The sequence below is a fragment of the Candidatus Methanocrinis alkalitolerans genome, assembly GCF_029167205.1.
GTDB lineage: Archaea > Halobacteriota > Methanosarcinia > Methanotrichales > Methanotrichaceae > Methanocrinis > Methanocrinis alkalitolerans.
This window is the reverse complement of sequence record NZ_JARFPL010000048.1, coordinates 1-14,097: the sequence shown is the minus strand read 5'-3', so window position 1 is coordinate 14,097 and position 14,097 is coordinate 1. Positions and strand designations below refer to the sequence as shown.

General features: G+C 60.1%; 10 protein-coding genes, 1 tRNA gene and 1 pseudogene. 8 read left to right on the top strand and 4 right to left on the bottom strand.

Annotated elements, in window-relative coordinates; all coding sequences use genetic code 11:
• Positions 1-205 (bottom strand): annotated as a pseudogene (locus P0O24_RS11265) (RNA-guided endonuclease TnpB family protein); the annotation flags it as partial.
• Between the two features lie 173 nt (positions 206-378).
• Between P0O24_RS11265 and P0O24_RS11260 the strand changes: the two are divergent.
• Positions 379-1,278, top strand: a complete 900-nt coding sequence (locus tag P0O24_RS11260; protein ID WP_316969854.1) for a DUF6612 family protein — start codon at positions 379-381, stop codon at positions 1,276-1,278.
• Positions 1,279-1,391: 113 nt separating this feature from the next.
• Here the strand turns inward: P0O24_RS11260 and P0O24_RS11255 are convergent, their stop codons facing one another.
• Positions 1,392-3,329 carry an amylo-alpha-1,6-glucosidase gene (locus P0O24_RS11255; RefSeq protein ID WP_316969853.1) on the bottom strand — a complete coding sequence of 646 codons (1,938 nt, stop codon included), beginning with the start codon at positions 3,327-3,329 and terminating at the stop codon, positions 1,392-1,394.
• Positions 3,326-4,870 carry an alpha-amylase gene (locus P0O24_RS11250; protein WP_316969852.1) on the bottom strand — a complete coding sequence of 515 codons (1,545 nt, stop codon included), beginning with the start codon at positions 4,868-4,870 and terminating at the stop codon, positions 3,326-3,328. Before P0O24_RS11250 ends, P0O24_RS11255 begins: the two co-directional genes overlap by 4 nt.
• A gap of 219 nt (positions 4,871-5,089) precedes the next feature.
• Here P0O24_RS11250 and P0O24_RS11245 point away from each other — a divergent pair, with 219 nt between their 5' ends.
• The 6 genes from P0O24_RS11245 to P0O24_RS11220 all read left to right on the top strand — a co-directional run bounded on the left by P0O24_RS11245 (position 5,090) and on the right by P0O24_RS11220 (position 12,839).
• On the top strand, positions 5,090-6,370 hold the full coding sequence (locus P0O24_RS11245) for a GNAT family N-acetyltransferase (RefSeq protein ID WP_316969851.1): 1,281 nt from the start codon (positions 5,090-5,092) through the stop codon (positions 6,368-6,370).
• Between the two features lie 162 nt (positions 6,371-6,532).
• Entirely contained in the window at positions 6,533-7,249 is a 717-nt protein-coding gene (locus tag P0O24_RS11240) for an RAD55 family ATPase (RefSeq protein WP_316969850.1), read from the top strand.
• Between the two features lie 23 nt (positions 7,250-7,272).
• Positions 7,273-9,117, top strand: coding sequence for a glycogen synthase (locus P0O24_RS11235; RefSeq protein ID WP_316969849.1), 1,845 nt, complete (start codon positions 7,273-7,275; stop codon positions 9,115-9,117).
• A complete protein-coding gene (locus tag P0O24_RS11230) occupies positions 9,104-10,345 on the top strand; it encodes a glycosyltransferase family 4 protein (RefSeq protein ID WP_316969848.1) in 1,242 nt (413 codons plus the stop codon). Before P0O24_RS11235 ends, P0O24_RS11230 begins: the two co-directional genes overlap by 14 nt.
• Entirely contained in the window at positions 10,342-11,304 is a 963-nt protein-coding gene (locus P0O24_RS11225) for a galactose-1-phosphate uridylyltransferase (protein ID WP_316969847.1), read from the top strand. Before P0O24_RS11230 ends, P0O24_RS11225 begins: the two co-directional genes overlap by 4 nt.
• Before the next feature lie 374 nt (positions 11,305-11,678).
• Positions 11,679-12,839, top strand: coding sequence for a glycosyltransferase family 4 protein (locus tag P0O24_RS11220; protein ID WP_316969846.1), 1,161 nt, complete (start codon positions 11,679-11,681; stop codon positions 12,837-12,839).
• Positions 12,840-12,874: 35 nt separating this feature from the next.
• On the opposite strand, the gene P0O24_RS11215 is transcribed toward P0O24_RS11220, so the two are convergent.
• Entirely contained in the window at positions 12,875-13,678 is an 804-nt protein-coding gene (locus P0O24_RS11215; RefSeq protein ID WP_316969845.1) for a PH domain-containing protein, read from the bottom strand.
• A 169-nt stretch (positions 13,679-13,847) separates the two neighbouring features.
• On the opposite strand from P0O24_RS11215, the gene P0O24_RS11210 reads away from it, so the two are divergent.
• Positions 13,848-13,920 (top strand) — tRNA-Thr (locus P0O24_RS11210).
• The last annotated feature ends 177 nt before the right edge of the window (positions 13,921-14,097 follow it).

The following is a 14,097-nucleotide window of genomic DNA, read 5'->3' as shown; positions in this document are numbered from 1 at the left end:
TGACCGCCATCTGAGCGGAGAGGTTAAATTGTTCCCGAATCGGATAATAAACGACCTTCTGCAGCTCGATTTTATTGGCGGTACGAAGCTCAAACGCTCTGTCAGCCACGAAGTTGCAGGCGGCGTTAAACTGATGCATCGTCTCGCGGATAGCTTGAACCTGTTCTGGAGTCGGTTCAAGTTTGACCTTGAGCGTCTGCATCATGTGTATAGATGTATACCATCTATGGATATGAACATTTCGGTGCCAAGGAAAAGCGGGAGTAGGCGCGCATTCCTCCCCCGACTCAAGTCGGGGGCATCCTGCTGAGATTTTCGGGACGGATCAGCAGGCCGAACGACAGGGTGAAATACCCCGGCGGATAGAGGGCCACCCGCATGAAGAAACTATTACTGTTACTGGCCTTGATCGTCGCCGCCTTCTCCGGCTGCGTCGAGGATAAGCCGAGCCCGGAGGAGCTAAAGGCGATGATGATCGATTCGGTGGAAAAGGTGGAGACCGCCGCCTTCGTCGTCGATATGGATCAGACGATAAAGGTGATCAACCACTCGGAGGCTGATGGAAACCTCAGGACCATGACATTTTCGACGAGCTCTTCGGGGACGGGGGTCATGAACGTCACCGGACGGGCGATGAAGATGACGATGACCACCACCTCCATCTCCGACGAAATGGGAGAGGTCACCTCAGAGATGGAGATGTACATGGTGGGTGATACCATGTACACCAACGTCGAAGGAGAATGGATGAGGATGCCTGGGATGCCAGAGGAGATGTGGGACCAGCAGAACCAGGTGAAGGCCCAGGCCGAGCTCCTCAACGCCTCCGAGATCGAGCTTGTGGGTTCCGGGAAGGTCAACGGCGAGGACGCCTTTAAGGTGAGGGTGATCCCCGATACCGAGGCCTTCACCACGATCCTCAGCCAGCAGATGGGGTCGATGCCCTTTTACGCCATGAACATGACTGAGATTTTTGAGGAGAGCGAGATGGAGTGGACGACCTGGATCTCCAAAGAGTCCGGCCTTCCATTGAAGAATCAGGTCTCCATGAAGCTTTCGATGACGTCGGATATGATGGGCCTTCCCGTCGGCGAGATGGGGGATATCGAGATGGTCGTCGAGTCCGAATCGACGGTGCTCTATTCCGACTACAACGAGCCGGTGGTCATTGAAATTCCGGAAGAGGCGTTGGCCGCCGCCGACTGGCTTGAGATGCTGATGGGGATGATGGAGGAGCCTCCCGAGGCCCTCACCGCCGAGGAGAATAGCGATCTGTGAACCGGTACCCATGGATGGGAATCGGTGTGTGAACCGGTACCCATGGATGGGAATTGGTGAGGTGCGGGACGAAGAAGGAGGCTGGCTCCTCCGTTCAGTCCCCCCTCAGAGGCCTACTGCTCCTTTCGCTTCCTCGCTCCAGCCATGACGTCCTCAGACCAGGCCCTCATCGTCTCGCCGACGGACCAGGCCTGAGATATGCAGCCTCCGGGGCGGTGGGGCTCGTCACCGTCGAAGACTTCGCAGATCGTCCCGACCCCGATCTGGCCATCGAGCCCCAATAGAGGCTTGAGGATCTCCCGGGCCTCGTCCCTCTCCCTCTTAGAACGGCGTCCCGCCTTCATCCTGGCCGTTAAGTAGGGGCCCATAAGCCAGGGCCAGACCGTCCCCTGGTGGTAGGCCCCGTCCCTCTCAGTGGGACCCCCCTCGTACCTGCCTATATAGGCGGGGTCCTCCGGCGATAGGGTCCGCAGGCCGTATGGGGTGAGGAGCTCCTCCGTCGCCACCCCGACGATCCCCCGGACCTCTCCGGCATCGAGGGGGGTGAAGGGGAGGGACGCCGCTATCACCTGGTTGGGCCTGATGGCCGGATCCTTTCGATCGATGAGGTCGTAGAGGCATCCCGTTTCGGGGTTCCAGAACTTGTGGTAGCTTTCCTCCACCTTCTCCGCGAGCCCTCCATCCCAGTCCTCTCCGAGCTCTTCGGAGAAAGCCTCCATCACCGATAGAGCGTTGTACCAGAGGGCGTTGATCTCGCAGGCCTTCCCGGCCCGGGGGGTGACGAACTCACTTCCCACCTTCGCGTCCATCCAGGTGAGCCCCGGCTCTGATGCTATGAGGCCGTCGGCGTCAGAGAAGGATCCGGGAGTCTCTTTTGAGTACCTGTCGACGATGGTCAGGAGGGCGGGGAATAGCTCTCTGACGAGGCCGGCGTCCCCGGAGTACTCCCAGTACCTGTGGAGAGCCCAGAAGAACCAGAGGGCGGCGTCGATGGTGTTGTAACAATGGGCGCCGAAGTCGTTGGGGAGGAGTCCGTCCTTCATCGCTCCGGCGAAGGTGGCTAGGACCGCCCGGGCCTCACCAAACCTCCGGGTGGTGAGAAGAAGCCCCGGAAGGGATATCATGGCGTCCCTCCCCCAGTCGTTGAACCAGTGGTAGCCGGCTATGATGCTCTTTCCTGCACCCCTTTCGACCAGGAACTGGTCGGCGGCGACGGAGAGGTGCCTGAACCGAGGGTCGCGCCTCCCGTCGCCTTTCAGCCTCTCGACCCTCCCCACCTCCCGGATCAATAGCTCGTCGGTCCGCGCCGCCGAACTCCGGTCCATAGAGGCGACTATGCTGAGGGTCTGGTGGCCTTCGACGGAGAGCTCGAACCTTCCGGGGCTGAATGCGTCCTCCCTCCAGGCGAGCCCTCTCCTCCTCTCCTCCTCGTACTCCAGGTTGCGGTACCATAGCTCTTTGGGGACGTACCTCCCCCGGTCCGAGACGAGGAAGAGGTCGCACCCCGACCGGAGGCGGACGCCGCAACCTTCGCCCTCCGGGGGGAGGTCCATCTGTTCCATCCGGGGGGCGGCAGATGCGACGTGAAAGCTCCTGCAGTTGACGAGGGGGACCACCCTGAAGAGGCCGTCCCCTTCGATCTCGTATCTTACGACGGTGGTGTTCTCCCCAAAGATCATGAAGACCTTCTTCTCGACGACGGCGCCGTCGCCGGTCCTGTAGATGAAGGTGGGGATCGGATCTGACCGAAACTCTGCGAGGTGGCGGAAACCCTCCGGGTATGTAGTTCCTGGGTACTGGTGGGTGGCGAGCTCGTACCGCCCCGACTCCGTCGTAAGATCCTCGTCCAGGGACGACAAGAGGAGGGTCCTCTCGGTGGGCGGGTCGGTGGCCGCCACCAGAAGGCCGTGGTAGGACCTGGTGTTCGAGCCGAGGATCGTCGATGAGCCGTAGCCTCCAAGGCCGTTGGTGACGAGCCATTCCCGCACTATCCCCTCGTCACGGCTCTTGGGGGTGAACTGCAGCTTCGGATCCTGGGGCCTGGTTCTCATCTCTTCACCCTCCCCCCGGCGGCGGCTCCCTTCTTTCGCCCCCTTCCGCCCCTCTGATCCGAACCCGAACCCGTCCCGGCCTCTGAGAGGGCTCCCAGGAGGGCCGCCCTCAGATCTTCGCCCCGGAGGCCCTCTGCCTGCTGGAGCCCTTCGGCCAATTTTTCGTCGGCGAGGCTTTCCCGGGCCCAGGCGGCCAGGTCCCCCCTCTGGGTGTGGTACTCGAGGGACTCGATCTCCACCTCCGCCACCGCCCCCTTCAGGGTCCTCCTTCCCCAGGCGGAGTCGCCGGTGAACTCGTCGATCCCCGTGGAGAAAAGGAAGGGATCTTCGGCGGCGGAGGCCCACGACTTCACCCGGTGGTGGAGGTCGGCGAGGACGGCGAAGAAGGTGACCGCCGCATCGTAGGGGGTGCCGTAGGGGCTGAAGTAGTTGTGGACCTCCCCGGGTCCGCCGCCGTGGGTGAAGGCGTAGTAGAGGTGGTCGGAGAGGCCCAGGGTCCTCCAGGTCTCCAGGAGGTGGGGGTCGCCCCCCTCCTTTATCGGCCCCTCCAGCCTCCTGTGGTAGGTGTAGCAGGCCCACTGGAGGGTGTTTCCCAGCCAGCAGCTCGTGTCCCTCTCGATGTCGGCCCAGGAGGTGGTCTTCGGGACGCTTACGATCTGGAGGGGCGGATGATCCCGGGCGAGGTCGCTGGGGGTTTTGAAGCTGAGGTGATCCCACCTGAGGATCTCGCTTGGAAGGTGCCTGAGAAACTCGAAGATCCCGGTGTCCGCCCACTGGTGCTCCCCGAAGGTCTCATAGTCGCAGAAGATGTTGACGCACTCGCCGGGCTTCGCCGCGATCCAGCTGGCGTACTTGCTGGCGGTGAGGGGGTACTCGTTCCACCACCGAGCGGAGAATCGAAACCCCATATCATCGGTGATCTGATAGTCGCGGAGGAGGAGAGAGATCCTATCGCACCCCTCCGGCCGGTAGAGGTGGTTGGGCGGAGCGATGATCCCCTCGGCGAAGATCCCGGCGTATCCCATATCCTCGACGATCCTCGCTATCCGGTCGTCGTATAGGAGCTCCGTATTCTCGAAGATCCGGGGCCTGACGGCGAAGGCGTCCCAGACCCGCTCCCGGTGCATCTTCACCTGCTCGGCAAACTCCCTTTCGTCCTCGTATAGGCTCGCCAGGGAGTGGTGGTAGGTCTGCTCCATCACCTCCACCATCCCCGTGTCCACGAGCCGGGCGAAGGACTCCAGGACCCGAGGATTGTACTTATCGCACTGGTCGAGGAAGACCCCCGAGAAGCTGTAGGCGGCCTTGAAGGGGCGCTGGGAGTCCTGCCTCCTCCTTATCTCTTCGAGGATGATCTCGTTAGTCGGAAGGTAGCACTTCTCCGCGACCCGGTCGAATATTCTCCGGTTCTCCGGATCGTCGAAGTAGAAGTCGGATAGCTGGTCGGGCTCGATCCTCCTCATGGGAGAGCCGCCCCAGAAGAACTCCTTTCGGAGCCTCAGGGGCTGGTGGACCTCGAAGCAGAGGCAGACGTCGGTCATGGGACCTCACCGGATACTTCTCCATCCAAGGCGGCTTTGATGGAAGCTCCGCGAGATCGGTGGGTCGGGATCGATGGCATATCCATACATTCTCCCCCAAGTTTAATAAATATTTGATCAACGAGGTTGAGGTACATTCCTCGGCTCTGAAGGCGGCCTGCGATCGGCGGAATATTTATGGTGGATGATGAACATAAAAATAGGTAGGGAATCGATTCCATGGACTCAAATTACAGAATAAGACGGGCCGGGTCTCCCCACGACGCCGGAAAGCTCCACGATCATTATGACAAAATCTTTCTTCCCGAGGAGGTGGGAGCCTTCGCCGAGACTATATTCCTCCACCTTCCGGGGATGAAAATTGATTACTGGTTCATCGCCGACGACGAAGAGACCGGAGAGATCGCAGCGGCCTTCGCCCTCATCCCATGGACCTGGGAGATGGCGGGGCTCCAGCTCAAAGTCGCCGAGATGGGGATCGTGGGAACGGGAGAGGGACACAGGAATAAGGGGCTGATGAGGCTCCTGTACCGGGAGTTCGACGCGACCCTCGAGGAGGAGGGGTTCGACCTGGCAGTGGTTCAGGGGATACCGGGATTTTATCGCCGCTTCGGATATTATTACTCGATCCCCTTGGAGCCCCACATCGACATCTCCCTTCATCTGGTCCCCGATTTGGCCGACGATGATTCCTACGAGTTTCGGCTCGCTGAGACCAAGGACATACCTTTTCTCCTGGAAGAGGACGAGCGATATCGAAGATCGAACTTCATCTCCGTCTTCAGGGACGAGGCAAAATGGAACTACCTTCTGACCTACGGCCAGAGGGCCGGATGCAGCTCGCAGTTCTGGATCATGGAAGGGCGACAGACGCAAGAGAGATTCTACTTCAGGATTCCCCTGCAGGGCTTCGGAACGGGGCTCATCGTGAGCGAGATCAGCGAGGGCATATCCGACGACGCCCTGACGAATCTTTTCGCCTTCTGCAAGAAGAAGTGCGCAGAGCGAAATAAGCCGTACATCCGGCTGAACCTCGCCGGAGAGTCGACCGCGGCGAAGACCGCCATCTCCTTCGGGGCGTCGGCCGGGAGGCCTTACGCCTGGCAGATAAAGATCCCGGACAAGATCAAATTTCTCACCAAAATCGCCCCGGTCCTCGAAGCGCGGCTGAAGGAGGGCAGCCTTGTGGGCTTTTCCGGGACTTTGCGGCTTGATCTTTACAGAGAACAGATCGATCTCAACTGGTCCGAAGGAAAGCTCGAATCCGTCAAACCTGGGAGGGGTGGAGAATGCGAGAAGACCTTCTTCATTCCAGAAGACCTCTTCATTCCGCTGGTCCTCGGTCATCGGAGCTGGCGAGAGCTGCAGTACACGCGCCCCGACATCTTCTCGGCGATGATGTACGTCGGACCAGGCGTGGATTCAGCCTCGGACAAGGCCGTTCGCCTCATCGACGCTCTCTTCCCGGCCGAGAGGTCGTGGGTCTATGAGCAGTACTGAGCGATCGGCTTGAGAAGATGACAATTAGATGATCGAACTGAGACTATCCCAATATGACGATCGCCGGCTCTGTTGAGACGAAAATCTTTTTGCCTCCACCGATAAAAATAATTACTCCCGGACGAATATAGACGGTCTGGAGGGAAGAAAGTGGAAGAATCGATGAAATCTTATGAGAAGGTCCCCTCCGGGATACCGGGCTTCGACGACCTGGTGAACGGAGGGTTTCATAGAGGGACGGTCAACACCATCACGGGGGCTTCGGGGAGCGGCAAGACCGTCTTCGCCTCCCAGTTCATCTACGAGGGGATCAGAAACGGGGAGAAGGGGATGATCATCATGCCCTCGGAGAGCTCCGAATTCCTGAAGAGGGAGATGTACTCCTCCTTCAAGTGGGACTTCTGGAAGCTGGAGGGCGACGGGAAGCTCGCCATGGTGGACGTCACCGACCCCGTCCTGAGGCTTCAGAAGAGCATCGAGACCGACCCCACGGAATTTCTCATCAGCTTCAGAAAACTGGTGGAAAAGAAGGTCCGGGAGGAGAAGCCACAGAGGATCTTGATCGACGACCTGATGGCCTTCTTCACCGCCGTCGAGTCGCCCTTCGTCATGAGATCTCTCGCCGACGATCTCTTCGGGATATTGAGGTCCCTCGAAGTTACGGCGTTGATAACCATAAGCGAGGCCTTCGGGATGACCCAGATCATGGAGTACGGGGCCGACTCCTGCACCATACTGAAGAGGGAGAGGGTGGGAAACAACATGGTCCGATCGATCTACATCATGAAGATGAGAGGCTCCAGGATCGCGAACAGCATCAGGGTCCTGGACATCTCCGACGATGGGCTGGCGGTATCGACCCTCTCCCCCTACCCGTAAGCTGGCTGGAGGTCTGATCGATCATGATGAAGCGCTGGATAGTTCTGGCAGGGGAGGAGGGCGGCCCCGTCTGCAACAAGATGGGAGGGATATGGGACGTCATCGATGCCGAGGCGAAGGTCCTGGCGAAGCTCGCCGCAAAAAAAGATATCGATTGCGACCTGAACATCCTGGTGGCCGGCCCCTACTACCCCACCCTGGGGTCGGACTGGAACAAGGGCAAATCCAGGATCACCGACATCAGCGGCCTTGAACCTCTCAAAATGAACGAAGAGCTGACGGCTGCCATCGACCGGCTCAAGTCCGAGGGGATCGAGGTGGTGGCTGCCGAGACGGAGGTCGACGGCCATTCAATCGGCTACCTCCTCTTCAACACCGCCTACTTCGACTCTATCATCACCAGCAGAGAAGGCCAGAAGATGACCCTGGCCAACGCCATCAAGACGGAGGCGTGGCGGATATCGGGGCTCGACTCGATGGCGTTTGAGAGGTCCCCTTACGGCCCGGAGTACACCCACTACCTCGGCCTCTCCTACGCCGTCTCCCAGTTCGTAAACAATCTCGTATCCCTCGGAGAGGAGAGGGCGAAGAAGTATGGGGATGAGGCGATATCGGAGTTCGCCATGTCGGTGATGCCGAAGATGCGGGTCTCCCTCCACTGCCACGAGTTTCCCACCTTCTACGCCCTGGCGAGGCTGAAGGCCCTCGGAACCCCCGTCAGGACGATGGCCACCCTCCACGCCACCGTACCAGGGAGGTCTTCTGGCTATCGGTCTCTTGAGAAGATCGCCAAGAACGACTCCACCTGGGATCCCCACGTCCCCATCGGGATGGCGACCCTCGAATCTCTCGCGAGGTATGCCGACGTCGTCTCCTTCGTCGGGGACTCGACGAAGCGGGAGGCGATGCTATTTCACAAGCTGGACGGGATCGTCATAAGAAATGGGATCGACCTCGGCGCAAGCTACATCGACTGGAATAAGAAGAACAGGTCCAGAAAGAAGATCCAGAAGTACCTCTCGGAGAACATCCACAAGGTCTACGGCGGGGAGGTGATCGACCCTGAGGATATCCTTCCTGTATTCACCATATCCCGGCCTGAGCTGGAGAATAAGGGCTACCCCCAGCTCCTCGACGCCCTCCTCCTCCAAGACCACCTGATAAAACACCGGCGGCTGGAGCAGAGGTTCGCAGAGAAGATGAGGGTGGTATGTCTCCTCATCACCTCCCACGGGCCAAAGCAGAAGGATAAGCTCCCTGAAGGCTTCCCCATCAACCTCCCCTCGGAGATACCGGTGGGCGAAGAGATCAGGCTCAACAACATGATCCACGAACGGGGGATCGATGCCGGGAGATTGGCGGCGGGGAAGAGGCACGCATCCGCCGTCCTCTACCCCCAGTGGGTGGGGCCCGACGACGGGGGCCTGAACATGAGGGCCGACGAGATCATGGCCGGATGCGTCGCCGGGATATTCCCCTCCCAGTACGAGCCGTTCCTCCTCACCGGCCTCGAGGCGGGGCGGGAGGGGACCCCATCCATCGTCTCTCGGGCCTGCGGCTTCAGCGACGCCCTGAAGAAGGTAGAGCGGCTCGTCACTGGCTTGGGCGGGTTCGTCGTCGTAGACAACATCGATGCGACATTCCAGGAGATGATCCTCGATTACGCCCTCGTCCTGGACTACTTCACCTGGACTTACCTCGAAGACCAGGTGAAGTACCGGCTCCTATGCGAGGAGTCCTTCGCCCTCGCAAAGCTGATGAACTGGACCGAGCCGGTCCTGGAGTACTACAGGAACCTGATGGTCAGCTCAGAGCTGGACAAGTGTCTCCCCTCCGAGATGAGGGGGTTTGAAGATGGTGGCCAATGATATGAAGATAGCTTACTTCAGCCTGGAGTTCCCCCCCCGGATCTTTGGGGGGCTCGGCGTTTACGCCGACAGCATATCGAAGGAGTTGTCCTCCCTCGGCAACAAGATCACAGTCTTCACCATGGGGGACGGGGAGCTGAAGCGGAGGCAGACGAGGTCCGGCATATCAGTATTCAGGGAGACGCCCCTGCCCATGAGAGACGGCTGGGAGCCCTTCCTCTCGGACCGGACCCTCGCCTGGGGGGAAGGGGGGGCCTTCCTCTCCGACCTGATGAGCTACAACCAGCTCGCCGCCGCCTCTCTGAGGGATAACGGCCCCTTCGACCTCGCCGTCGCCCACGACTGGCTCGGCCTCCCCGGGGGGATGGCTGCGAAGAGTTGCGGCGGGCCTCCCCTCATCTACCACGTCCACAGCCTCGAGGTGGGGAGGGAGAAGGTCCCAAACCCCCAGATAGTCGACCTGGAGCTTCGGGGCGGACGGATCGCCGACGGGGTGATCACCGTCTCTTTTGCAATGAGAGAGCAGCTGGCGAGCCTGGGGGTCCCAAGAGATAAGATCGCGGTATCCCACCACGGCGTCGATACCGGGATTTATAGCCCATCGGCGGCGAAGGAGAAGAAGGTCGGGGATCTTCGGGAGAGGTACGGTATAGGGGAGGATGACGAGGTGATCCTCTTCGTCGGGAGGCTCGAGGAGGTGAAGGGGGTGATCCAGCTCCTGGAGGCGATGCCGAAGGTCCTGGCCGAGCACCCGGGAGCCAAGCTCCTCATCGTCGGGAAGGGGACCCTGGAGGAGCGGGCCAGGTCGATGGCAGAGCCCCTGGGGGGCTCTGTGAAGGTCGTAACCGATTTTCTCGACCTCGACTCCAAGATCCAGCATTACGCCCTGGCGGACCTCTGCGTCTTTCCGAGCCTCTACGAGCCCTTCGGGATCGTAGGGGTCGAGGCCGCCTCCATGGAGCGGCCTGCGGTCGTCGGCGCCAGCGGCGTCTCGGGCCTGCGGGAGATCGTCGACGACCCCTCCTCGGAGCGGCCGACGGGGGTCCACGTCAACCCCTCCGACCCCGGGGACATAGCCTGGGGGATAAACCTCGTCCTGGAGGACCCTGAGAGGATGAGGGAATGGGGGAAGAACGGGAGGAGAAAGTGCCTCGAGACGTTCAACTGGGGCAGGGCGGCCAAGGAGACCCTGGAGATCTACGAGAAGGTGATCTCATCCCGGAGATGAGGCGCCACTACTTCCTCGACGAGTACACCATCATCGCAGCGGAGAGGGGGAAGAGGCCCTCCGACTTCCAGCATCCAGGAACCGGGGGGCGGTCCGACCCCAAGACCTGCCCCTTCTGCCCAGGAAACGAGGAGATGACCCCCCCGGCGGTCGCCGCCTACACCGACGGAGGAGTCTTTGCCGACGGGAAAGAGAGGGTCAAAGGCTGGTGGGCTCGATCATTTCTCAACCTCTACCCGGCGGTTACGGCGGAGCCGGGGCCGCCCTCGGGGGAGTGGGTCGCGGACTTTGCGAGGGGGTTTCACGAGGTGATCGTCGAGTCCCCGGACCACCAAGCCGATCCGTCCCGGTTCAGCAAGAGGGACCTACAGCGGCTGGTCTGCGTCTACAGGGACAGGTACAGATGCCGGATCTACGAACCTTTCGTCGAGTACGTCTCCATCTTCAAGAACTGGGGGCGGGTCGCGGGGGCCTCCCTGAGCCACACCCACTCCCAGCTCATCGCCCTTCCCATCGTTCCTCCGGCCCTGAAGAGGGAGATGGCGGCCATCGGAGAATCTCCCCGGTGCCCTTACTGCAGCCTCGCTGGAAGGGAGGCGTCCTCGGATCGGCTGATATTTGAGAACGAGAGGTTCGTCCTCATCGCCCCCTACAGCTCCACCGTCCCCTACGAGACCTGGATCCTCCCGAAAGGGCACCTATCGGACCTCGAAGGGCTCGACCCCATCGATCGAGAATGCCTCGCCGAGGTCCTCGGAGAGGGGCTAGGGCGGCTCGATCGGCTCCTCGGAGGGCCGCCCTACAACTACACAATCCATCAGCTGCGAGACCCCGGCTACCACCTCAACCTCAGGATCCAGCCGGCTTTATCGACTATCGCCGGCTTCGAGAAGAACACCGGGATCTTCATAAACACCGTTTCGCCGGAAGATGCCGCCTCCCAGCTCCGGACGGCATGATGGGCTCGGAACTTTCTGAAGGATACCCGCATATCCCTGAGAGGTTTTTTAAGGGTCCGGCTTACGTCTTCATTTTGACGATATCTCGAAAGCCATGGGCCCGTATCTCCGTCAGGGGGGAGATGGGGTCGGCAAAAACCGAAAGGTTAATGAGACGATAACATAAGAAATTGTAGCAAAAAATAAGTGGCAGAAGCTTATCGTGGTCCTAGATAAGCGGAGTTTAGATATGAATGGTGTCTTGGTGTGCACGGCGCCTCTATCGCGGCGGCCTTCAGCCTGGAACGTCTCCACTTGTGGGCATTTCGCGGCTATTGATATCCCTCAGGGTCGAAATTTGAGCAGAGCGATGTTATCTTGGTGTGGTGAATGAAATGAGGATTGGGATGCTCTCCTGGGAGAGCCTGTACTCCACGAAGGTCGGGGGCGTCGCCCCGCACGTCTCGGAACTCTCCGAAGCCCTGGCAAGGAGGGGGCACGAGGTCCACGTATTCACCCGGAGGGGTGAGTTTGGACCCTATGACGAGATCAACGCAGTTCACTACCAGAGGATCGACTCCGACCCGTCAGGAGACATAATCGCCCAGATGAACAGGATGGGTGACGCCATCTTCGACAGGTTCGGCCACGTCCAGAAGCTCTTCGGCAAGTTCGACATCGTCCACGGCCACGACTGGCACCCGGTCCCGGCCCTCAACAGGATCAAGGCGGCATACTCCATCCCTTACATCATCACCCTCCACAGCACCGAATGGGGGAGATGCGGAAACAACTTCAGCGCCGATTACATCCCGCGAGAGATAGCACACCGCGAATGGATGAGCGGCTACGAGGCGGCTGTGGTGATCACCACCACCCAGAGGATGAAAGACGAATTGATGATGCTCTACCAGATCCCTTCCGAGAAGATCGAGATCATACCCAACGGCCTCGTCGTCGGATCCTTCAGACGGCCCGTCGATCCGGGGAGGGTGAAGGAGAGGCACGGGATCCACCCTCTCGCCCCTGTAATCCTCTTCTGCGGTAGGATGAACTTCCAGAAGGGCCCCTGCATCCTGGTGGAGGCGGTCCCTCACGTCCTCGCCCGCCACTGGGACGCCAAGTTCGTCTTCATCGGCGACGGCGACATGAGACGGGAATGCGAAGAGAAGGCCCGGAGGTTGGGTGTCGAAGGGTCCTGCACATTCCTTGGGTATACCCCCAGCAACGTCAAAGAGGAGTGGATGAACGCCTGCGATATGGTATGCCTTCCCAGCAGAAACGAGCCCTTCGGGATCGTCGTCCTGGAGGGGTGGGACGTGGGTAAGCCCGTCGTCGCCACCGACGCCGTCAGCATCATCAAGAACTTCCAGGACGGCCTCCTCGCCTACATCCAGCCGGAGTCGATAGCCTGGTGCATCAACCGCCTCCTCGACGACCCCGAGGAGATGGAGAGGCTCGGCAGGGCGGGAAGAGAGCGGCTCGAGCGGGAGTTCACCTGGGACGAGATCGCGAGAGAGACTGAAGCGGTTTACAAGAGGGTTCTGAATAAATAGCGCGATAGCGGTCGAACTTCACTTTTTTGCCCGGTTCACCTCTGGGCGTGCATCAGGGATATTATCAGGTCGTGGACCTCTTCGGGGCGGCCGACCCCCTCCAGGAGGTGGTGGGACCTGCCCCTGGGGGTCGATACCGTCTTGCCGCCTCCGGCGCCGATCATCGCCCTGTTGCCCACAGCCGCCCCCGCGAGGCTGAAGTCGTCACCGAGGCCCAGGCCCGAGGCTGTGATGGGGATGATCGTCCCGAAGTTGAAGACCTTTCCGGGGAAGGACTGCTCCACCACCAGGTCGTTGATGTTCTTGTAGAGGAGGGTCCTTCTGTGGACCCCCAGGTGGCCCGACTCCATGATCAGCCTCCAGTTGGTGATGTAGTATCGATGGGACCTCCTGTGCCCTTCCGTCCCGAAGATCCCGATGATGCCGAAGGCCATTAGGATCAAATTCTGATCCGCAAACCAGATGAGCCCCAGGCCGTCGAGGAAGGCGATGAACTCCGGTCGGCCGGGGAGGTAGAAGGCGAGGAGGGCGGGGATCGCCAGGGCGAAGAGCCACCTCCAGTTGATCCGAAAGAGGGCGATTAGGACCGCCGGCACCAAGATCGAGAGCCACCAGAGGATCCGGGCCGAGTTCTCGGGGCTCATCTCCATGATCTCGATCCTGGGGCCGGATGCGAAATACGCCCCCACCAGGGCTATGTAGATCCAGATGGCGTAGAGCCGGTAGAAGGCGAGAGGGTGGGGTCGGAGGGCCCGGATCAGCTCTTCGCCCTTCTGGAGCTTCGGCGACACAAGCTCCGTCTTTGACTTCGATCTCTTAAATAACCCTTCTCTCTTCAAGGTCGGGTATTCGCAAGTATGAGTCGAATAGCGGCTCGGCAGGATGCCGGGGTATTATTGAGGCGAACTGCCCCGGAATGAACCGCCTGGGAAGATTTCATGGGGTGGAGAAGGATCGACCGAAAGGTTCAAAAATGGGTAGCACGTGGGGGGAGTCGCACCTTTTCGTGCCTCGGTGGCTTAGCTGGCATAGCGCGTCCTTGGTAAGGACGAGGCCGTGGGTTCAAATCCCACCCGAGGCTTGGTATTTCTCTTCATATGGGATTTTCGGGAGAATTTGGAATCTAGACGATCTTTCCCATGTAAAACCCTATTAAATCGACAACAGGGGCTGTTATCCTCCAGCCCCTGGTGCTCTCTTTCGCACTTCATACCCCGCATTTGCCAGGTGCCGAATCATATCGTCCAGGGAGATTCCT

Coding starts and splice junctions, on each gene's coding strand:
- P0O24_RS11260 (WP_316969854.1), top strand. CDS start 379: ATGAAGAAACTATTACTGTTACTGGCCTTGATCGTCGCCGCCTTCTCC.
- P0O24_RS11255 (WP_316969853.1), bottom strand. CDS start 3,329: ATGAGAACCAGGCCCCAGGATCCGAAGCTGCAGTTCACCCCCAAGAGC.
- P0O24_RS11250 (WP_316969852.1), bottom strand. CDS start 4,870: ATGACCGACGTCTGCCTCTGCTTCGAGGTCCACCAGCCCCTGAGGCTC.
- P0O24_RS11245 (WP_316969851.1), top strand. CDS start 5,090: ATGGACTCAAATTACAGAATAAGACGGGCCGGGTCTCCCCACGACGCC.
- P0O24_RS11240 (WP_316969850.1), top strand. CDS start 6,533: ATGAAATCTTATGAGAAGGTCCCCTCCGGGATACCGGGCTTCGACGAC.
- P0O24_RS11235 (WP_316969849.1), top strand. CDS start 7,273: ATGATGAAGCGCTGGATAGTTCTGGCAGGGGAGGAGGGCGGCCCCGTC.
- P0O24_RS11230 (WP_316969848.1), top strand. CDS start 9,104: ATGGTGGCCAATGATATGAAGATAGCTTACTTCAGCCTGGAGTTCCCC.
- P0O24_RS11225 (WP_316969847.1), top strand. CDS start 10,342: ATGAGGCGCCACTACTTCCTCGACGAGTACACCATCATCGCAGCGGAG.
- P0O24_RS11220 (WP_316969846.1), top strand. CDS start 11,679: ATGAGGATTGGGATGCTCTCCTGGGAGAGCCTGTACTCCACGAAGGTC.